Raw genomic sequence first — 20151 nt, forward strand, 5'->3', positions numbered from 1 at the left:
TGGTGGTTGCCGCGGATAGCTCCATGGACGATCGCGTCTATCTCGACTGGAATGCCACCACGCCGCTTCGCCAGGAGGCGAAGGCGGCGATGGCTGCGGCGTGGGATTTGATCGGCAACCCGTCCTCGGTGCACAGCGAGGGACGGCGGGCGCGACGGCTGCTTGAGGATGCCCGCAATGCCGTGGCGAAGGCGGTCGGCGGCCGGCCGCGGGACGTGGTGTTTCTCTCCGGCGGGACCGAAGCCAATGCGCTCGCACTGACGCCGGGATTGCGCCGCGCTGCGGGCGCGCCGGTGCAGCGGCTCCTGGTGTCGGCGATCGAGCACGCGTCCGTGCTCGCGGGCGGTCGGTTTGCGACGGAGGCGACCTCCGCAATCCATGTCACGCGGGCCGGTGTGATCGATCTCAACCATCTGCGCGCACTGCTGGCCGATGGTCCGCCGGCTCTGGTCTCGGTGATGCTGGCGAACAACGAGACCGGTGCCATTCAGCCGGTGGCTGATGTCGCCGAAATCGTCCATGCGGCTGGCGGGCTGCTGCATGTCGATGCGATCCAGGCGTTCGGCAAGATCCCGTTCGATCTGGCCTCGACGCAGGCCGACCTGGTGACGCTGTCGGCGCACAAGATCGGCGGACCGAAGGGCGCGGGCGCGCTGGTGCTCGCCGAGGGCGTCGAGGGCCTTGAGGCGTTTCTGCGCGGCGGCGGGCAGGAGCTCGGGCGGCGGGCAGGGACCGAGAATATCGCCGGCATCGCCGGGTTCGGTGCGGCCGCCAAGGCCGCGATGGCGGCGCTGAAGGCCGATGCAGCCCGCGTCAGGGGACTGCGCGACCGGCTCGAGCACGGGCTGCGGCAGACGCCGGACGTGCTGGTGTTCTCCGATGACGTCAAGCGGTTGCCTAATACCGTTCTGTTCACGGCGCCCGGAATGAAGGCCGAGACGGCGGTCATCGGGTTCGACCTTGGGGGAATCGCGGTCTCGTCCGGTTCCGCCTGCTCCTCGGGCAAGGTCCAGCCGTCCCACGTGCTGGAGGCAATGGGATACCGTTCGGAGGTGTCCCAGGGAGCGGTGCGGCTTAGTCTTGGCTGGTCTACCACGGAGACAGACGTGGATTTGACCCTCAAGGCTTGGCGAAAGCTCGCCGATACCTTAGTTAAGGGGGGACGACGAAACACAGCTTGAACTGTTCTAAGCGGATTTCGTCATCAAAGCATCGTAAGAGATTTTCGGAACTTGAGATCCACCGCGGTCCTTGAAACCGCGAGCGGAGGATTGAATGCCTGCTGTACAAGAGACGGTCGAGCGCGTCCGGCGCATCGACGTCGACCAGTATCGATATGGGTTTGAGACGCTGATCGAGTCCGACAAGGCCCCGAAGGGGCTGTCGGAAGACACCGTCCGCTTCATCTCCGCAAAGAAGAACGAACCGGCCTGGATGCTGGAATGGCGCCTGGAGGCGTATCGCCGCTGGCTGACCATGACCGAGCCGACCTGGGCCCGTGTCGACTATCCGAAGATCGACTACCAGGACATCTACTACTACGCGGCGCCGAAGCCGAAGAAGACGCTGTCCTCGATCGACGAGATCGATCCGGAAATCCTCAAGACCTACGAGAAGCTCGGCATTCCCTTGCGCGAGGTTGCGATCCTCGAGGGCGTCGAGCCGCCGCCCGGTGGCGAGCAGACGCCGAACCGCAAGATCGCGGTCGACGCCGTGTTCGATTCGGTTTCTGTTGCGACCACCTTCCAGAAGGAGCTGAAGGCGGCCGGCGTGATCTTCATGCCGATCTCGGAGGCGATCCGCGAGCATCCCGAGCTGGTGCAGAAATATCTCGGCACCGTGGTGCCGACCTCGGACAATTACTTCGCGACATTGAATTCGGCTGTGTTCTCCGACGGCTCGTTCGTCTACGTGCCGCCGGGCGTGCGCTGCCCGATGGAGCTGTCGACCTATTTCCGCATCAACGAGCGCAACACCGGCCAGTTCGAGCGCACGCTGATCATCGCCGACAAGGGCTCCTACGTCTCCTATCTCGAGGGCTGCACCGCGCCGCAGCGCGACGAGAACCAGCTGCACGCCGCCGTGGTCGAGCTCGTCACGCTCGACGATGCCGAGATCAAATATTCGACGGTGCAGAACTGGTACCCGGGCAATTCGGAAGGCAAGGGCGGCATCTACAATTTCGTCACCAAGCGTGGCGACTGCCGTGGTCGCAATTCGAAGATCTCCTGGACCCAGGTCGAGACCGGTTCGGCGATCACCTGGAAATATCCGAGCTGCATCCTGCGCGGCGACAATTCGAGCGGCGAGTTCTACTCGATCGCGATCTCGAACGGCTTCCAGCAGGTCGACAGCGGCACCAAGATGATCCATCTCGGCAAGAACACGTCGAGCCGGATCATCTCCAAGGGCATCGCCGCCGGCAAGTCGCAGAACACCTATCGCGGCCTGGTCAGCGCGCACCGCAAGGCCACCGGCGCGCGCAACTACACCGCCTGCGACTCGCTTCTGATCGGCGACAAATGCGGCGCGCACACCGTGCCCTATGTCGAGGCCAAGAATTCCTCGGCGACGTTCGAGCATGAAGCGACGACGTCGAAGATTTCCGAGGACGTGCTGTTCTACTGCATCCAGCGCGGGCTCTCGCAGGAGGAAGCCGTCGGCCTCGTCGTCAACGGCTTCGTGAAGGACGTGCTGCAGCAACTGCCGATGGAGTTCGCGGTGGAAGCGCAGAAGCTGATCTCGATCAGCCTTGAAGGTTCGGTTGGCTAATCCATCCCGCCAACGGCGCGGCCGACGCGCCTCGGGGTGATGCTCAGGAAAAATCAGATGTCTCTGCTTGAAGTGAAAGATCTGCAGGTTCGTGTCGAGGAGCGTGAGATCCTCCACGGGCTGTCGCTCACGGTGAACCCGGGCGAGGTGCACGCGATCATGGGGCCGAACGGCTCCGGCAAGTCGACGCTCTCCCACGTCATCGCCGGCAAGCCGGGCTATGAAGTCACCGGCGGGCAGATCCTGTTCAGGGGCGAGGACCTGCTGGAGATGGAGCCCAACGAGCGCGCCGCCAAGGGCGTGTTCCTGGCGTTCCAGTATCCGGTCGAGATCCCCGGCGTCACCACCTGGAATTTCCTGCACGCGGCGCTCAACGCCCAGCGCAAGGCGCGCGGCGAGGAGGAGATCTCGTCGCCGGCCTTCCTCAAGAAGGTCCGCGAGGTCGCCAAGTCGCTGAACATTCCGCAGGACATGTTGAAGCGCGGCGTCAATGTCGGCTTCTCCGGCGGCGAAAAGAAGCGCAACGAGATTCTGCAGATGGCGCTGTTCGAGCCGGCCGTCTGCATCCTCGACGAAATGGATTCCGGCCTCGACATCGACGCGCTGCGGATCGCGGCCGACGGCGTCAACGCACTGCGCTCGCCGCAGCGCGCGATGGTCGTGATCACCCACTATCAGCGGCTGCTCAACTACATCGTGCCGGACTTCGTGCACGTGATGTCGAAGGGCCGGGTGGTGAAGAGCGGCGGCAAGGAACTGGCGCTGGAGCTGGAAGAGTCCGGTTACGCGCAGTTCGAAGACGCTGCCTGACAAACGCGGGTTTTGTGATGAACGTTGTTGCAAAGACCGAGACCGGGCGCGCGCTGGGCGATGCATTCGCCGTGGTGCGCAACCGTCTGCCGGGCGAGGGCAAGATCGCCGATCAGCGGCGCCAGGCCTTCGAGGCTTATGAACGATCAGGCCTGCCGCATCGCCGGATCGAGGACTGGAAATACACCGACCTGCGCGCGCTGATGCGCGAGGTGCTGCCGCTCGCGGCGGCACCGGATGATGCCGCGCTGAGCCGCGCCAGGGCCGTCGTACAGGCCCGCGCGATCGAAGGCGTCCGGCGTCTGGTGCTGGTCGACGGCGCGTTCGCGCCTGATCTCTCCGATTGGCGAGATCTGGAGAAAGGGCTCTCGATCAATCCGCTGCGCGTTGCGCTGGAAGCCGGCGACGAGATCGTCGCGACACAGGCTCTCGCGTCTGATGTCGCCAACCCCATGATCGCGCTGAATGGCGCGATGGCGACCGACGGGGTCGTCATCGACGTCGCCAACGGCACGGTGCTGACCCAGCCGCTGCACATCGTGCATGTCGCATCCGGCACTGCGCCGGCCTCGACGTTCACGCGGTCGCTGCTCCGGCTCGGCCGCGATACCGGCGTGACGCTGGTGGAGAGCTGTCTCGCCGCCGACGGCGCCAAGGCCTACCAGACCCATGACGGACTGGTTGTTGCGATCGGTGACAATTCACGGCTCGATCACGTGCGCCTGGTCGAAGACAGCGTCGATGCCTTCAACATTTCCTCGGCGACGGTGTCGCTCGGCGCGCATGCCCATTTCAACACCTTCGGCCTGACCTCGGGCGGTCATGTCAGCCGCTATCAGCTGGCGGTGACCTGCGCCGGCGAGGGCTCGACGGTCGAGACCAACGGCGTCAATCTGATCAACGGCAAGCAGCACGCCGACACCACGCTGTTCATGGATCACGCGGTGCCGCACTGCGCGAGCCGCGAGATCTTCCGTGCCGTTGTCGACGACCGCGCCCATTCGGTGTTCCAGGGCCGCATCATCGTCCGCCCCGACGCGCAGAAGACCGACGCCAAGATGATGACCCGTGCGTTGCTTCTGTCCGACGACGCGGAGGCCGACAACAAGCCCGAACTCGAGATCTTCGCCGACGACGTCACCTGCGGTCACGGTGCGACCACCGGCGCGCTCGACGAAAGCCTGCTGTTCTACATGCGCGCCCGCGGACTGCCCGAGAAGGAAGCGCAGGCGCTCCTGATCCAGGCCTTCGTCGGCGAGGCGATCGAGACCATCGCCAGCGACGCGTTGCGCGAGGTCGCAATTGCCACCGCGCAGCGCTGGCTTCAGGCGAGGGCGTGAGCATGCACAAGGCGGTCGCCAACGGCAGTTACGACGTCGCGCTGGTGCGGCAGGATTTCCCGGCGCTCGCCATGCAGATCTACGGCAAGCCGCTGGTCTATCTCGACAACGCGGCCTCGGCGCAGAAGCCGAATGCGGTGCTCGACCGCATGACCGAGGCCTACAAGAGCGAATACGCCAATGTGCATCGCGGCCTGCATTACCTCGCCAATGCCGCGACCGAGGCCTATGAGGGCGCCCGCGGCAAGGTCGCGCAGTTCATCAACGCCCGCCGCAGTGAAGAGATCGTCTTCACCCGCAACGTCACCGAGGCGATCAACCTGGTGGCGTCGTCCTGGGGCGGGGTGAACATCAGGGAGGGCGACGAGATCGTCCTCTCGATCATGGAGCACCACTCCAACATCGTGCCGTGGCACTTCCTCAGGGAGCGCCATGGTGCCGTGATCAAGTGGGCACCGGTCGACGACGAGGGCAACTTCCTGATCGAGGAGTTCGAGAAGCTTCTGACCCCGCGTACCAAGATCGTCGCGATCACCCAGATGTCGAACGCGCTCGGCACGCTGGTTCCGGTCAAGGACGTGATCCGACTGGCGCACGACCGCGGCATCCCGGTGCTGGTCGACGGCGCGCAAGGCGCGGTGCACCTGCCGATCGACGTCCAGGACCTCGATTGCGATTTCTACGCCTTTACCGGTCACAAGGTGTACGGACCGACCGGCATCGGCGCGCTCTATGCCAAGCACGAGCATCTGGTGGCGATGCGGCCGTTCAACGGCGGCGGCGAGATGATCCGTGAGGTGGCCAAGGACTGGGTCACCTATGGCGATCCGCCGCACAAGTTCGAGGCCGGGACGCCGCCGATCGTCGAGGCGATCGGGCTGGGGGCTGCGATCGACTACGTCAATTCGATCGGCAAGGAGCGCATCGCCGCGCATGAGCATGAGCTGCTCACCTATGCGCAGGAGCGCCTGCGCGAGATCAACTCGCTGCGGGTGATCGGAACCGCTCGCAACAAGGGCCCGGTGATCTCGTTCGAAATGAAGGGCGCGCATCCCCACGATGTCGCGACCGTGATCGATCGTCAGGGCATTGCGGTGCGCGCCGGCACGCATTGCGTGATGCCGCTTTTAGAGCGGTTCAACGTGACGGCCACCTGCCGTGCATCCTTCGGGATGTATAATACCAGGGAAGAAGTCGACCATCTGGCGCAGGCGCTGATCAAGGCGCGGGAATTGTTCGCATGACCGATACAGCCGAAGTCAAGACGGCCACCATGGAAACCACCTCGGCACTGCCGGCGGAGGAGACCGAGCGCATGAGCGGCGAGATCGTCGCGGCGCTGAAGACGGTATTCGACCCGGAAATCCCGGCCGACATCTACGAACTCGGCCTGATCTACAAGGTTGATCTCAAGGATGATCGCTCGGTCGACATCATGATGACGCTGACCACGCCGAACTGCCCGGCCGCCGGCGAGCTGCCGCAGATGGTGGAGAACGCGGTCGCCAGCGTTCCCGGCGTCGGCGTCGTCAACGTCAATCTGGTGTGGGATCCGGCCTGGACGCCGGACCGGATGTCGGACGAGGCACGCCTCGTCCTCAATATGTGGTGATGCGTCACAGCGTTTTCGAGCGAAGTGGATGCCGGTTCGCGTGAAGAAAACGCGTCAGAACAAGAGGTAAAGGTTCTGATCAAGTCAGAACCTTTACGGATTGAACTTAGGCTCAAGAGGACCGGCAATTGAATTGCCGCTGGGACTGACCACATGAGTGACATGACGCAAGCTTCACCAACCCCAGCCAAGCCGAAGCGGCCGCGCCCGCAGGTCATGAAACTAACCGATGCCGCCGCGGAGCGGATCACAGAGCTGACCAAGCGCGCCGATTCCGAGATCGTCGGGCTGCGCGTCGGCATCAAGAATGGTGGCTGCGCCGGACAGTCCTATACCGTCGAATACGCTCACGAGATCCGTCCGACCGATGAAGTGGTCGAGGACAAGGGCGTGAAGATCCTGGTCGATCCGAAGGCCGTGCTGTTCCTGCTTGGAACCGAGATGGACTATGTGGCCGACAAGATGCAGGCCCAGTTCGTGTTCAACAACCCGAACCAGGTCTCCGCCTGCGGCTGCGGCGAATCGGTGCAGCTCAAGCCGGCCACGGTTTAGAGACGTCCGCATATCGATTGTTGTGTGATCGGCACCTGTGTTGCCCGTCATTGCGAGCGTAGCGAAGCAATCCATGTTTCCGCTTGTTGCGCGATGGATTGCTTCGCTACGCTCGCAATGACATGGATGGAGACGTGCTCCTTACCATGAGGCGACAGAAACGGGGGCGATCGGCACATGGACCGCGAATTCCTCACCGACCTGTTCACCGATTTCGGCCCGGTCACGCTGCGCCGGATGTTCTCCGGCTACGGCATCTCGGCTGACGGCACCAATTTCGCGCTGGCCCTGCGGGCCGGGCTTTATTTCCGCGCCGACGAGCAGACCATCCCGCAATTTGAGGCGGAGGGCTGCGGGCCATTCCAGTATCAGACACGGTCGAAGACCGTCACGGTGAACTCCTACTGGCAGCTGCCGGCACGGCTGTTCGATGATTCGGAAGAACTCGCAGTCTGGGCACGGTCGGCACTCGGCGCCGCCAAGCGCGCCGGCCTGCGCAAGCGGCCGAGGAAACGAGCGGCTGCGCGAAAGTCGAAGGCGCCTGCGAAGAAGACTGCAGGCAAGAAAGCTACGGCAGAAAAGGCGGTCGCGAAGAGGCCATCGGCCAAGAAGAAGCGATCGGCAAAGAAGCGATCCGCATCCTGAGGCAGCCAATCCATCCACGTCATTGCGAGCGAAGCGAAGCAATCCATGGATCCGCATATGCGGCAGGTGGATTGCTTCGCTTCGCTCGCAATGACGGTGGAGGCAGTTGAGCGACCAGATCACGCCACGCGGGTCTGGATCTCGGTGCTGTATTCCGGATCGGCCTCGCAGATCACACGGTTGCGGCCGGCGCGCTTGGCGGCATAGAGGCAGGCGTCGGCGCGCTCGATCAGCGAGTCGGTGTCGTCAGTCGGCTTCAGCATGGAGACGCCGACCGAGATCGTGACACGGCCGAGGATCTCGCCGGTCGACTTCTTCTTCAGCTCCTTGGCCATCACGGCGCGGCGGATGTGGTCGGCGACCGTCAGCGCCTGCCGCAGCGCCGTGTTGGGCAGCACCACTGCGAATTCCTCGCCGCCATAGCGGGCGGTGATGTCCTGGCCCTTGATGTTCTGCTTCAGCGACTGCGCCACCAGCCGCAGCACCTGGTCGCCGGTGAGATGGCCGTAGGAGTCGTTGAACGATTTGAAGTGGTCGATGTCGAACATCAGGAGCGACAGCGGCTCGCCGCTGGCCAGCGCGGCCTGCACCGCCATGTCGATCGAGCGGTCGAAATATTTCCGGTTGCCGAGGCCGGTGAGCGGATCGGTCAGGCTCTCGGCACGGATCGCCTCGAGGCTGTGCTGCAGGTCGCTGATCTCCGACTTCGACAGCGCGAGCCGGTTCTCCAATGCCTGATTGGTCTCGCGCATCTCGCGCGTCGATTTCGCCAGGCTATCGACGATTGCGTTGATGTGATCGCGGGTGGTCGCGCTCGCAAGCTTATCGCTGGCGCCGACGAGGCTGGCGTCATAGGTCGCGGACACGCCGAGCGCATCGGTGATCAGCTTCATGACGGCGTCGATCTCGCCGATGACGCGCGCGCCGACCTTGTCGATGCGGTCCGAGGTCTTGATGTGCGAAAGGTAGGTTTCGTAGATCTGCTCGAGATCGGATTCAGAGAGCTTGCCACTGCGCGCCAGCGTCTCGTTGATGACCTTGTTGAGCGGCGCGTTGTATCCGGTCGCGTAGACGTACCAGATTTCATAGTTGCGGGGGACTGCGGTCTGGCGAAGCGAGCGGATCTGGCCAAGCGCGACTTCGGCAAAGGCCAACGTACGTTCGTGTTCGTCCAGCAGCTTGACCACTGTCACGTCCTCAATGCACGCAATGCCGATTAAACCCGGCAGCAATGACTAAACTATTGGGGCGAGGGTACGGGACGAGAGTGAAGGCAAGGTAAACAGTGGAACTACGGGGAGCCGGCTGCGGCGACCATGCGGCGCGCCCGATGTTTGTCCGCCTTGAGCGCCACTTTCGGGCGCTTTTCGTTTGCTCGCTACAGCATGATCCGGAAAAGTGCGCAGCGGTTTTCCGAAAAGATCATGCTCAAACAACGAGCTAAGGCGCGATGACGCTTCGCGCAAATCTCATCGCGCTTTGGTGCGAGGCGCAAACTGGGCGCATTTGCTTCAAACGCTGAGGATCAGCGCGTGCGCCGGTCGTGGGCGGTAACAGAAGTGTCCGGAATACCGCCGCTGGCGCGGCGGCATCAGAGCAGGCCTTATGCGCGTGCGCGCACAGGTCGTAGCAGGAAGGCGGGCAGGTGCGAATGATCGGCGGGCTCATGGTCCACCTCGCGCTGCGGCCGCCGTGGCTCGGCACGCCCGATCGACGGCACGTGCGACGGAGCGGCCTGCGGAGCCGAATTGCGGCCGTGGCGCGGTTCACGCTCCGGCTTCGCTGCGCGCTCCTCGCGGGGCTCCCGCTCGTGACGCGCTTCGCGTTCACCGTGACGCGGCTCGCGTTCACCGTGGCGCGCCTCGCGCTCGCGGCGCGGCTTGCGGCCGCCGCGGACACCATCGCGGCCACGCGAGCGGCGCGGCGCGGCGTCCTCGTCGGAGGCTTCGCTGTGAACGGTGTAGTCGCCCTCAGCGCGCGGGATCGGCTGGCCGATCAGCTTCTCGATCGCGGTCATCGACTTGCTATCGAGCGAGGTGACGATGGAGATCGCAGTACCGGTGCGTCCGGCGCGGCCAGTACGGCCAATGCGGTGGACATAGTCGTCGGGGTGGTGCGGTACGTCGAAATTGAAGACGTGGCTCACCGCGGGAATGTCGAGACCACGGGCGGCGACGTCGGAGGCGACGAGCAGCGGAATCTCGCCCTTCCGGAATTGATCGAGGGCCGCGGTGCGGGCGGATTGATCCATATCGCCGTGCAGGGCACCGACGCTGAAGCCGTGCTTCTGGAGTGACTTGTGAAGGACGGCGACTTCGCGCTTGCGATTGCAGAAGATAATCGCGTTGTTGAGATCCTTGGCATCGCGCAGCAGGCGGCGGAGGATCTCGCGCTTGTCATGCGCTTCGCGACCGGCCGGGACCTGCAATTGCGTCACGGTGACGGCGGTGGTCGCGGGCCTGGAGACTTCGATCCGCGCAGGATTGTGAAGGAAGGCCTCGGTGATGCGGCTGATCTCCGGAGGCATCGTCGCGGTGAAGAACAGGGTCTGCCGCGTGAACGGGACGAGCTTGCAGATGCGCTCGATGTCGGGGATGAAACCCATGTCGAGCATGCGATCGGCTTCGTCGATCACCAGCAGCTCGACGCCGGTGAGCAGCAACCCGCCGCGTTCGGTGTGGTCGAGCAGGCGGCCGGGCGTTGCGATCAGGACGTCGACGCCGCGCATCAGCTTGGAGTCCTGGTCGCCGAACGAGACGCCGCCGATCAGGAGCGCCACGTTCAATTTCTGACCGGCGCCGTATTTGTCGAACTGCTCCTTCACCTGCGCGGCAAGCTCGCGGGTCGGCTCGAGGATCAGGGTGCGCGGCATCCGTGCCCGGGCGCGGCCCTTCTCGAGCAGGGTAAGCATCGGGAGAACGAAGGCAGCGGTCTTGCCGGTGCCGGTCTGGGCAATGCCGAGGACGTCGCGCCGGGCGAGAACGTGCGGGATTGCCTGTTCCTGGATCGGAGTGGGATTGGTGTAACCGGTGGCCGCAACTGCGGCGAGGACCTTATCGGACAGGCCTAGATTGGAAAAAGACATTGAGCCTCTGGTCGAAACCGCCGTTCGGCATCGCAGGTAAAAGGCTGTCGCGTTCGGCCCCGAAACGGCTCGCTTTTCTATAAAGCTCGGGGGCTCTGACTAACGCCGACGGACGGCAAACCTGACGAATCGCGTTTCGATCCGAGGGCCGCGTTGCCCGCAACATAGGGGCGAAAGCGGTAAAGTCAATCTTGGAACCAGCCGGATGGCCGAAAAAGCTTAACGTTTTGACTGAAATACGCGTCTTTTCGTCATTTGGCGGTCAAATGAATCACGACCCCCGCCCCGGACGGCGAGGTCACAGCGGGGGCCTCCGCGCTGTTTTTCATCCTGAATCCGCCGGGCGTCAGGCCTTCGGAATCGCCAAATATCCGGTAGAAGGTGGCGAGGCTGCCGAACCCGCAGGTGAGGGCGATGTCGGCGATCGGCCGCGGCGGCTTCTCGCAAAGCAACCTTCGGCTCTCGCTCAGGCGTTGGGCGGTGACGGTCTGCGAAAAGCTTGCCCCGGTCGCCTCGAACAGGACGTGCAGGTAGCGGACCGAGACGCCGAGCATGCCGGCGACCATCCCTGGCGACAGGCTTGGCTTGGCAAGATGGCGCGTGATCAGGTGGCGCGCGAGGCTGAACCGGCCGACGCGCAGCGCCTGCTGCGCCCGGCGGCTGCCCGGCCTGATCACACCGCGCTCGATCAGCGCAAGGTCCGCCACGATCTTGACCAGCGCAGGAATGCAAGCGGTATCACCGGCCTCCGTGGCTTCCTTGAAGTCGGCGAGGCAAGCTTCGAGCAGCGGCGTCCAGCCGTGATTGCCGGTCGCCGCTGAGCCCTGACGGGCTGGCTCAGATGCCGGGATTTGATCCGCTCGCAGGTCCGCGGCATCGAGATAAATGCGCGTCGCGCCTGTAGCTGGCGTTTCCTGGCTGTAATCCCCGTGCTTACCGCGCATCGTGACTGATCCCTCGCTCTGCATGAGCGCGCGCGTCGCCGGCAAGGAAATTTGCGGTGCCGAACCCGGGCGAAGCGCCGCAGTGGTTCTGGGGAAATGGCCGGAAAATATCTTCTCAATGCGCGCAGGCTGATCACTTCGGTTCAGCGAAAGTCGGATCGCGCGGCGATGTGAAGTTCAAGGAGGTGAAGGGGGCGCGGCCAAGCATCGGCGAATTGCGAGCGTGGTGTCCCGGCCGGTCCGGACGGGCGCTCAGGCCGTTTGTGCGCGATAGTCGCCCGGCGTCATGGATTCGGATGCATTGAAGAGGCGGTAGAACGTCGCAAGGCTCTCGAAGCCGCAGGCAAAGGCGACCTCGGCGATCGTCTGCCTGGGCTGCTCGCGGAGCAGGCGGCGGCTTTGTTCGAGCCGGAGCGCGGTGACGGTCTCCGAGAAGCTCATCGAGGTTTCCTCGAACAGAATGTGCAGATGACGGACCGAGATGCCGAGCAGGCCGGCAATCAGGGTTGGCGACAGCGCCGCACGCGCCAGGTGGCGCCGGATCAGGCGCCGGGCCAGCGACAAATGGGCGGTTCGCAAGGCCTGCTGCGCGAGCCGGCTCTTCGGCCGCATGATGCCGCGCTCGATCAGCGCGATATGCGCCAGCGCCTGCACCGTCGGCGCCGTGCCCGCCGCCGCGGCATCGTTGCTCTCGATGAGGTCGCGGAAGCATGCTTCCAGCAGGGCCCGCAGCGCGGTCTCATCCTGCACGGGCCTGGGGACGAGTTCGCCGAGCTCGGCGCCCGGCGGGACGATGTTGGCCACCGGGACCTTGATGATGCGCAGGTGGAAGCCGTCATCGTGCAGGGGGACAGTGCGATAGGGCAGGTCCGAATAGCTGGTCGCGAACATGCCGTCGCGAACGGCAAATTCATCGAGCCGCGCGCCGCCGAACCAGCCGCCGCCGCCAAGCTGCTGGTAGATGCACAGGCTGTCGCTGGCCGCATCGGCGATGTCGCCCGTGCGCCGCTCGACGCGGTACGGCGAGGCCCGCAGCTCGACCAGCCCGGCATCGCCGAGCTTGCGCAGCGAGAACTCGCCGAAGAAGTCGCGGCGCCGGTCGGCTTCCAACTCGGCGGTGACGCCGAACAGCCCCTTGGCGCGGACCTCGCGCCAATAGTCGAAGCGATCCTTGGGATCGACTTGATCAGTAGACCATGTGTGCACGGAAAAGCCGTTGCGACGTGCGGAGAGCTCGAACCGGATGGAGCTTCGAATCTATCACGCGGGCCGTAAAAAGAAACTTGACCTAAGACAAATCGGATCCCTCATTTCGGCCTGGCGTGGCCGGCCGGAACGGCCGTCCGCGGCCGGCCTTGAACCGGCGAAACGGCTGGTCCGACTATTAGACGGCGGTCGCACGGGCGGCGCATTTGTCGTGCAGGCGGGGAAACGGGATGAAGAGCTGGCTTTCGAGACTTTCGGCGATCCTTTGGGCGGTTGCATTTGTCGCATCGGCCGCACCCGCCCAGGCCGAAAAGCGCGTCGCGCTGGTGATCGGCAATAATGACTACAGGAACGTGCCCAGGCTGCAGAAGGCGGTCAACGACGCCCGCACCATGGGCGACACGCTGAAGCAGCTCGGCTTCAGCGTCATGGTAGCCGAGAACCTCAACCGGCAGGCGTTCTCCGAGACGCTGCTCGCGTTCGACCGCGCCGTCGAACCCGGCGATACCGCGTTCTTCTTCTATGCCGGCCACGGCTTCGAGATCGCCGGCCAGAATTTCCTGCTACCGACCGACGTGCCGGCCGCCACCGAAGGGCAGGAGGAATTGGTGCGCGACGCCTCTGTTCTCGCCGACCGCATCGTCGAGCGCTTGCAGAACAAGAAGGCGCGCACCTCGATCCTGGTGTTCGACGCCTGCCGCAACAATCCGTTCGAGCGCGCCGGCACACGCGCGGTCGCCGGCGGCGGTGGCCTTGCACCGATGACGCAACTGCCGGAGGGCGTGTTCTCGGTGTTCTCGGCGGGGCCGCGCCAGACCGCGCTCGACCGTCTTTCGAACGATGATGCCAATCCCAATTCGGTGTTCACGCGGACCTTCGCCAAGGAGCTGCTGCAGCCCGGCGAGAATCTCGTGCAGGTCGCGCAGCGCACGCGGCGCCTGGTCAGCGAGATGGCCGAGACCGTGAAGCACAAGCAGATCCCGGTCTATTTCGACCAGATGGTCGACGATGTCTTCCTGAACGGGATCGCGAAGGGGCAGGCCGAGGCGACCAAGCCGTCCGCGCCGCCGCAGCAGGTGGCCGCGCTGCCGCCGGTCGCGGTGCCGAAGCTGCCTAAGGAGGATTCGATCAACGCGCCGATCGCGAGCTTCTCGCGGCACAATGGCGGCTGGACCGTGGTGTTCTCGATCGCCGATCCGACGCTCGGGATTTCCTGGCGGATCGGCGACAGCGGCGATTTCCGCGAAACCGGCTTCATCGACACGCTCGATCCGCGCACGCGCAAGCGGATGCCCAATCCGTCGGTCGAGCTGCCGGCCGATGCGCCGGCCGCCACGATCGAGATTCGCTATGTCGATACGCAAGGCATGATGCAGGGGCCGTTCCCGATCAAGTTCGATCCCGACGCCGCGCTGATCCGCGACCAGCGCAAGATCCTCGACATGACCGCGACCAGCTGGCTGTCATTCCGCGAGTTCAACGGGCTGCTGGTCTACTATACGCACCTGATGTCGTATCGCTGCGCGATCCGCGAGGTGCGCATCGGCATCGACACCGCGGTGCCGGACAAGGTCCTGAAGATGCCATCCTGCAATTCGCGCGATCCCAGCGCGATCCCGTCTGACGCGCAGCCCTATCTGAAGCTTGCGCCGCAGACCAGGGCGGTCTCGGTCGAGCTGACCTATCGCGACGGCAGCGTGTCGGAAATCAAGACCTTCAGGCGTTAGCCTTGCATCCTTGCCGCCAGATCCGCGTTACAATCGGGTCCTGAAGGGCGAGGCAGCGGTGAGGACGGCATCATGGATGCAGGCAATCGGGCAGGGCCGAACACGCGTCAGATCAGGGCGCGCTGCTGCGTGGTCGGTGGTGGGCCGGCCGGCATGATGCTTGGCTATCTGCTCGGACGCGCCGGAGTCGATGTCGTGGTGCTGGAGAAGCACGCCGACTTCTTCCGCGACTTCCGTGGCGACACCGTGCATCCGTCGACCCTGCAGGTGATGGACGAACTCGGCCTGATCGACGGCTTCCTGAAGCTGCCGCATCAGGACATCCAGACGCTCGACGGCATGTTCGGCGGCACCTCGGTGCGGATCGCCGATCTCCGCCGCCTCAGCGTCAAATACCCCTTCATCGCGATGATGCCACAGTGGGACTTCCTCAATTACCTGCGCGAGAGCGGCAAGCGCTTCCCCTCGCTGAAGGTGCTGATGAAGGCCGAGGCGACCGATCTGATCCGGCTCGGCGATGCTGTCGCGGGCGTGCACGCGAACACACCCGACGGCCCGGTCGAGATCGAGGCGGATCTCACCGTCGGCTGCGACGGACGTCATTCGATCGTGCGCGAGCGCGCCGGCCTCGACGTCGAGGAGATCGGCGCGCCGATGGACGTTTTGTGGTTTCGCGTCGGGCGGCGTCCGGATGAGACCGAGAATTTGTTCGCCCGCGTCGAGCACGGCAAGATGATGGTGACGTTCGATCGCGGCGACTACTGGCAATGCGCCTATGTGATCGCCAAGGGCCAATACGAGGCGGTGAAGGCGAGGGGATTGCCGGCGCTGCTCGACGACGTGCTGCGGCTGGCGCCGATCCTCAAGGCCGGCCTTGCCGACGTGAAGAGCTTTGACGACGTCAAGCTGCTCACGGTCGCGATCAATCGCCTGACGCGCTGGACCCGTCCCGGCCTGCTTTGCATCGGCGACGCCGCGCATGCGATGTCGCCGATCGGCGGCGTCGGCGTCAACCTCGCGGTGCAGGATGCGGTCGCGACCGCCAACATCCTGGCGGCGAAGCTCGTTCACGGCGTGCCGTCGGAAGACGAACTCGATGCGGTGCGGCGTCGCCGCGAATTCCCGATGCGCGTGACGCAGCGCATGCAGGTGATTGCGCAGAACAACATCATCAGCGCCGCGCTGAAGGCCGGCGATCAGCCGGTGCCGTTGGCGCTGCGGTTGATCACGGCAATGCCCTGGCTGCAGGGCCTCACCGCACGTCTGGTCGCCGTCGGGGTGCGGCCGGAGCACGTGCATTCGCCGGCCGCGGGCTGAACTGCGCGCCGCGCGACCGGAAGAGCGCCCGTGTTTTCAGGCCATCACCGAATAGCCGCCGTCGACGGGGATCGCGGTGCCGGTGACGAAGTCCGACGCGGGCGATGCCAGGAACACGGCGATGCCGGCGAAGTCGTCGATCGCCCCCCAGCGTGCCGCCGGCGTGCGCGCAAGCACGCGCTCGTGCAGCCCGGCCACCTGCTGGCGCGCGCCTTTGGTCAGGTCGGTATCGATCCAGCCGGGCAGGATGGCGTTGACCTGGATGTTGTCGGGAGCCCAGGCGTTGGCGCAGGCGCGGGTGTACTGTACGATGCCGCCCTTGCTCGCGGCATAGGCCGCGGCGAAGCTCGCACCGAAGATCGACATCATCGAGCCGATATTGATGATCTTGCCGTGCCCCGACGCCTTGAGCGCCGGATAGGCCGCCTTCGAGCACATGAACGCGCTGGTGAGGTTGGTGTCGATCACCTTGCTCCACTCCTCCAGTTCGAGCTCGTGCGGAGGCTTGCGGATGCTCATGCCGGCGTTGTTGACGAGAATGTCGATCCGGCCGAGCTCGCGAACGACCCGTTCGACCATGGCCGCGACGGCGGCCTTGTCGGTCACGTCGGTTGCCACCGCGATCGCCTTGGCGCCGCGCTTGCCGAGATCCTCGACGGCGGCCTTTGACTTCGCCTCGTTGCGGCCGACCACGGCAACCGCCGCGCCGACGTCCGCCAGGCCGCGCGCCATGCCAAGCCCGATGCCGCCATTGCCGCCGGTGACGATGGCGACCCGGCCCGAGAGATCAAACTGTCCGTTTTTCATTGTTGTTGTCCGCTGAGGTTTGAACCGGGCGCGAGAGTGCCCGATCGTCACGGCGCTGACCAGATCGGCCACAGCCGGTCCGCCCTGCGCCGGCGGGCTTGCGCATGGGGCGATTTCCATGACGTTCGGGCAACAAAAAAGCCCCGGACAATGCCGGGGCTTTTGCTCTGCTATCTCAGCAGGGATCAGTACGCAGCTCAGTACTTGGCGACAACCGGACCGGTCCAGTTGAAGCGGTAGACCAGCGAGGTGCTGATGGTCTGGACAAGCGGCTTGAAGGTGATGTCGCGGCCGTTCGAGATGTTGGTGCCGTCGACCAGCTCCGAGATGTTCTTGTTGTCGTAGTAAGCGGCGCGATACTCGGTCTTCATGAACCAGCCCGGCGCGGTGATGCCGAAGATGTTCAGGTTGTTCTCGACGCCGCCGCCGACGAACCAGCCGCCGCGATCGAAGTCGTTGGTGTGCAGACCCGAGGGAAGCGCGCTCGCGGTGTTGAACAGCGTGGTGCCCTTCCAGTGCGAGCTGGAGTAACCGGCGTTGACGTAGGACAGGACGTTCGGCGCGATCAGGTAGCCGAGGCGCGCACCAGCCGCCCAGCTGTAGTCGTTCTTGATGTTGCCGGCGACGAACGGACCCTGATCCTGGATGGTGCCCTTCAGGCTGCCGAACTGACCGTCGGCGAACACGCCGATGACCCAGCTGTTGGCGGTCTGCCAGTCATAACCGGCACCGACGGTGCCGTACCAGCCATCGCCGCCCTGGCGCTGGTTGAAGCCGAGGATCGGCGCACCCGTAACGGTCGACTGGACGCCCGTGTCAGCATCCCAGACGCCGCCGCCGCCGCCGCCGAAGATGTAGAAGCCGGTCCAGCTCGGAGCGACCGGAACCGGGGCAGGAGCCTTGGTGTAGGGGCGGGCGGCCAGATCGGCAGCCGACGCCGATGCCGTCATCGCAGCAACCGCGGTCAGAGCGAGCAAAATCTTCTTCATATCCAAATCCTCGACTAGCGTTCGATCAGGTCGCTCAGGGGAGTGCGCTGGCACCGATTCCCGAAACTCATGGTCGAACTATACGTGGTTCCGCCGGAAATGCTGTTGCTGGTGAGACACATCCGGCCGAAAACGAAGCCACTGGGGCTCTCCGAACGGGCAAAATGGCAACGGCCGCCCCAATCTGGGGGCGGCCGGAAATTCATTTCAGATCAATCGGTTGGGCCTAGACGTCGAGTAGGTCGTCGCTGGCGAATTCGGCCTTGTCGGAAATGAAGGCGAAGCGGGCTTCGGCCTTGGTGCCCATCAGCCGCTCGACCGAGTCGGCGGTGCCCTCGCGATCGTCGGCCAGCAGCACCACGCGCAGCAGCGTGCGCTTGGCCGGATCCATCGTGGTTTCCTTCAGCTGCGCCGGCATCATCTCGCCGAGGCCTTTGAAGCGGTTCACCTCGACCTTGGCGTTGGCGTTGAACTCGCTCTTCAGCAGCTCGTCCTTGTGCGCGTCGTCGCGGGCGTAGATCGACTTGGTGCCGTGCTTCAGCTTGTAGAGTGGCGGAACCGCCAGATAGAGGTGCCCTTCGTCGATCAGCCGCGGCATCTGCCGGTAGAAGAAGGTGATCAGGAGCGATGCGATGTGCGCCCCGTCGACGTCGGCGTCGGTCATGATGATGATGCGCTGGTAGCGCAGATCCTCTTCGCGGTAATGCGCGAGCGTGCCGCAGCCGATCGCCTGCACGAGGTCGGAGAGCTGCGCGTTGGCGGTCAGCTTGTCCTTGCCGGCAGAGGCGACGTTGAGGATCTTGCCGCGCAGCGGCAGCACGGCCTGCGTCTTGCGGTCGCGCGCCTGCTTGGCGCTGCCGCCGGCCGAGTCACCTTCGACGATGAAGAGCTCAGAGCCTTCGGTACCGGCGTCGGAGCAGTCGGCGAGCTTGCCGGGCAGACGCAGTTTCTTGCCGGCCGTCTTGCGCGCGGTCTCCTTTTCCTGGCGGCGGCGCAGCCGCTCCTCGGCGCGATCGATCACGAAATCGAGCAGCCGGTTGGCCTGGTTCGGATTGCCTGACAGCCAGTGGTCGAACGGATCCTTCATCGCCTGTTCGACGATGCGCTGCGCTTCGGCGGTGGCGAGGCGGTCCTTCGTTTGGCCCTGGAATTCAGGCTCGCGCACGAACACCGAGAGCATCACGGCCGCGCCCACCATCACGTCTTCCGAGGTGATGGACGCCGCGCGCTTGCCCTGGCCCGCGCGTTCGGCGTGGTCCTTCAGACCGCGCAACAATGCGCTGCGCAGGCCGGATTCATGCGTACCGCCATCGGGCGTCGGCACCGTGTTGGTGTAGGACGACAGGAAGCCGTCGGCATCGGCCGTCCAGGCCACGGCCCATTCGCAGGCGCCATGCGCGCCGCTGCGGCCGGATTTGCCGGAGAAGATATCCTGATGCACCAGCGTATCGGCGTGGATCGCCGCGGCCAGATAATCCTTCAGTCCGCCGGGGAAGTGGAACTTGGCTTCCGACGGGACGTCTTCGACGCCCTTCAGGAGCTCCTGGTCGCAGTGCCAGCGAATCTCGACGCCGCCGAACAGATAGGCCTTCGAGCGCGTCATCTTGAACAGACGCTGCGGCTTGAAAGCCGCCTTGGCGCCGAAAATGTCGGTGTCCGGCTTGAAGCGGATGCGCGTGCCGCGGCGGTTGTTGACCTTGCCGAGGTCTTCGAGCTTGCCCTTGGGGTGGCCGCGCTCGAAGGTCATGCGATGCAACTGCCCGCTGCGCGCAACCTCGACCTCGAGCCGCGAGGAGAGGGCGTTGACCACGGAGACACCGACACCGTGCAAGCCGCCCGAGGTCTCGTAGACCTTGGAGTCGAACTTGCCGCCCGAGTGCAGCGTGCACATGATGACTTCGAGCGCCGACTTCTTCGGGAATTTCGGATGCGGGTCGACCGGAATGCCGCGGCCATTGTCGGTCACGGTCAGGAAGCCATCGGCGGTCAGCTCCACGTCGATGAAGGTGGCGTGGCCCGCCAGCGCCTCATCCATGCAGTTGTCGATCACCTCGGCGAACAGGTGGTGCAGGGCCTTCTCGTCGGTGCCGCCGATATACATGCCGGGGCGCCGGCGGACCGGTTCCAGCCCTTCCAGCACCTCGATGTCAGCCGCCGTATAGCCGGCTTCGGCGCTTCCAGCGGATCGCGAAGCAGCCTTCGCCGGGGCGCGTCCCTTCGGTTCCGGGGCTCCGAACAGATCGTCGGCAGATTTACTTTTGGCGTTCGACTTCAATGATTTGGCCATGGTTCTTCAAGTGACGCGCCAGTCACGGCGCGGCGAATCGGTTGCTCTGACTATGCCA

Annotated in this window: 17 protein-coding genes; 10 read left to right on the forward strand and 7 right to left on the reverse strand. The window is 64.7% G+C overall.

Annotated elements, in window-relative coordinates; genetic code table 11:
- Nucleotides 1–23: 23 nt before the first annotated feature.
- The 8 genes from ACVMIH_RS05570 (at nucleotide 24) to ACVMIH_RS05605 (ending at nucleotide 7731) form a co-directional block, all read left to right on the forward strand.
- Nucleotides 24–1181 carry a cysteine desulfurase family protein gene (locus ACVMIH_RS05570; protein ID WP_456860961.1) on the forward strand — a complete coding sequence of 386 codons (1158 nt, stop codon included), beginning with the start codon at nucleotides 24–26 and terminating at the stop codon, nucleotides 1179–1181.
- Between the two features lie 94 nt (nucleotides 1182–1275).
- Nucleotides 1276–2772: a Fe-S cluster assembly protein SufB gene (gene sufB, locus ACVMIH_RS05575; protein ID WP_038380064.1), complete on the forward strand. Its 1497-nt coding sequence runs from the start codon at nucleotides 1276–1278 to the stop codon at nucleotides 2770–2772.
- 57 nt (nucleotides 2773–2829) lie between these two features.
- Entirely contained in the window at nucleotides 2830–3582 is a 753-nt protein-coding gene (gene sufC, locus ACVMIH_RS05580) for a Fe-S cluster assembly ATPase SufC (protein WP_057018615.1), read from the forward strand.
- 17 nt (nucleotides 3583–3599) lie between these two features.
- Nucleotides 3600–4922: a Fe-S cluster assembly protein SufD gene (sufD, locus tag ACVMIH_RS05585; RefSeq protein ID WP_456856214.1), complete on the forward strand. Its 1323-nt coding sequence runs from the start codon at nucleotides 3600–3602 to the stop codon at nucleotides 4920–4922.
- Nucleotides 4919–6166, forward strand: a complete 1248-nt coding sequence (locus ACVMIH_RS05590; RefSeq protein WP_456856212.1) for a cysteine desulfurase — start codon at nucleotides 4919–4921, stop codon at nucleotides 6164–6166. The genes sufD and ACVMIH_RS05590 overlap by 4 nt, the downstream gene beginning before the upstream one ends.
- The gene (locus tag ACVMIH_RS05595; protein ID WP_016845787.1) at nucleotides 6163–6534 is read left to right on the forward strand and encodes an SUF system Fe-S cluster assembly protein; all 372 of its coding nucleotides are present in this window, start codon (nucleotides 6163–6165) and stop codon (nucleotides 6532–6534) included. The genes ACVMIH_RS05590 and ACVMIH_RS05595 overlap by 4 nt, the downstream gene beginning before the upstream one ends.
- Nucleotides 6535–6696: 162 nt before the next feature.
- On the forward strand, nucleotides 6697–7086 hold the full coding sequence (locus ACVMIH_RS05600; RefSeq protein ID WP_050384272.1) for a HesB/IscA family protein: 390 nt from the start codon (nucleotides 6697–6699) through the stop codon (nucleotides 7084–7086).
- Nucleotides 7087–7263: 177 nt separating this feature from the next.
- Nucleotides 7264–7731, forward strand: coding sequence for a TfoX/Sxy family protein (locus tag ACVMIH_RS05605; RefSeq protein ID WP_456860963.1), 468 nt, complete (start codon nucleotides 7264–7266; stop codon nucleotides 7729–7731).
- Nucleotides 7732–7850: 119 nt separating this feature from the next.
- Here ACVMIH_RS05605 and ACVMIH_RS05610 read toward each other — a convergent pair whose 3' ends face one another.
- The 4 genes from ACVMIH_RS05610 to ACVMIH_RS05625 all read right to left on the reverse strand — a co-directional run bounded on the left by ACVMIH_RS05610 (nucleotide 7851) and on the right by ACVMIH_RS05625 (nucleotide 12966).
- Nucleotides 7851–8918 (reverse strand): GGDEF domain-containing protein, encoded by a 1068-nt coding sequence (locus ACVMIH_RS05610; RefSeq protein WP_456856210.1) that lies wholly within the window; start codon nucleotides 8916–8918, stop codon nucleotides 7851–7853.
- A gap of 416 nt (nucleotides 8919–9334) precedes the next feature.
- Nucleotides 9335–10816, reverse strand: coding sequence for a DEAD/DEAH box helicase (locus ACVMIH_RS05615; RefSeq protein ID WP_456856208.1), 1482 nt, complete (start codon nucleotides 10814–10816; stop codon nucleotides 9335–9337).
- A gap of 251 nt (nucleotides 10817–11067) precedes the next feature.
- The gene (locus ACVMIH_RS05620; protein WP_456860965.1) at nucleotides 11068–11760 is read right to left on the reverse strand and encodes a helix-turn-helix transcriptional regulator; all 693 of its coding nucleotides are present in this window, start codon (nucleotides 11758–11760) and stop codon (nucleotides 11068–11070) included.
- Between the two features lie 252 nt (nucleotides 11761–12012).
- Nucleotides 12013–12966: a helix-turn-helix transcriptional regulator gene (locus tag ACVMIH_RS05625; RefSeq protein WP_456784806.1), complete on the reverse strand. Its 954-nt coding sequence runs from the start codon at nucleotides 12964–12966 to the stop codon at nucleotides 12013–12015.
- A 230-nt stretch (nucleotides 12967–13196) separates the two neighbouring features.
- On the opposite strand from ACVMIH_RS05625, the gene ACVMIH_RS05630 reads away from it, so the two are divergent.
- Nucleotides 13197–14693, forward strand: coding sequence for a caspase family protein (locus ACVMIH_RS05630; RefSeq protein ID WP_141341088.1), 1497 nt, complete (start codon nucleotides 13197–13199; stop codon nucleotides 14691–14693).
- Between the two features lie 72 nt (nucleotides 14694–14765).
- Nucleotides 14766–16010, forward strand: a complete 1245-nt coding sequence (locus tag ACVMIH_RS05635; RefSeq protein WP_456856204.1) for an FAD-dependent oxidoreductase — start codon at nucleotides 14766–14768, stop codon at nucleotides 16008–16010.
- A gap of 36 nt (nucleotides 16011–16046) precedes the next feature.
- Here ACVMIH_RS05635 and ACVMIH_RS05640 read toward each other — a convergent pair whose 3' ends face one another.
- From ACVMIH_RS05640 to parE, 3 genes are all read right to left on the reverse strand, one after another.
- A complete protein-coding gene (locus ACVMIH_RS05640) occupies nucleotides 16047–16817 on the reverse strand; it encodes a glucose 1-dehydrogenase (RefSeq protein WP_456860967.1) in 771 nt (256 codons plus the stop codon).
- A gap of 197 nt (nucleotides 16818–17014) precedes the next feature.
- Nucleotides 17015–17806, reverse strand: a complete 792-nt coding sequence (locus ACVMIH_RS05645; RefSeq protein ID WP_028332202.1) for an outer membrane protein — start codon at nucleotides 17804–17806, stop codon at nucleotides 17015–17017.
- Between the two features lie 226 nt (nucleotides 17807–18032).
- Nucleotides 18033–20093: a DNA topoisomerase IV subunit B gene (parE, locus tag ACVMIH_RS05650; RefSeq protein WP_076828704.1), complete on the reverse strand. Its 2061-nt coding sequence runs from the start codon at nucleotides 20091–20093 to the stop codon at nucleotides 18033–18035.
- Nucleotides 20094–20151 lie beyond the last annotated feature (58 nt).

The organism is Bradyrhizobium sp. USDA 4503, from assembly GCF_054055815.1.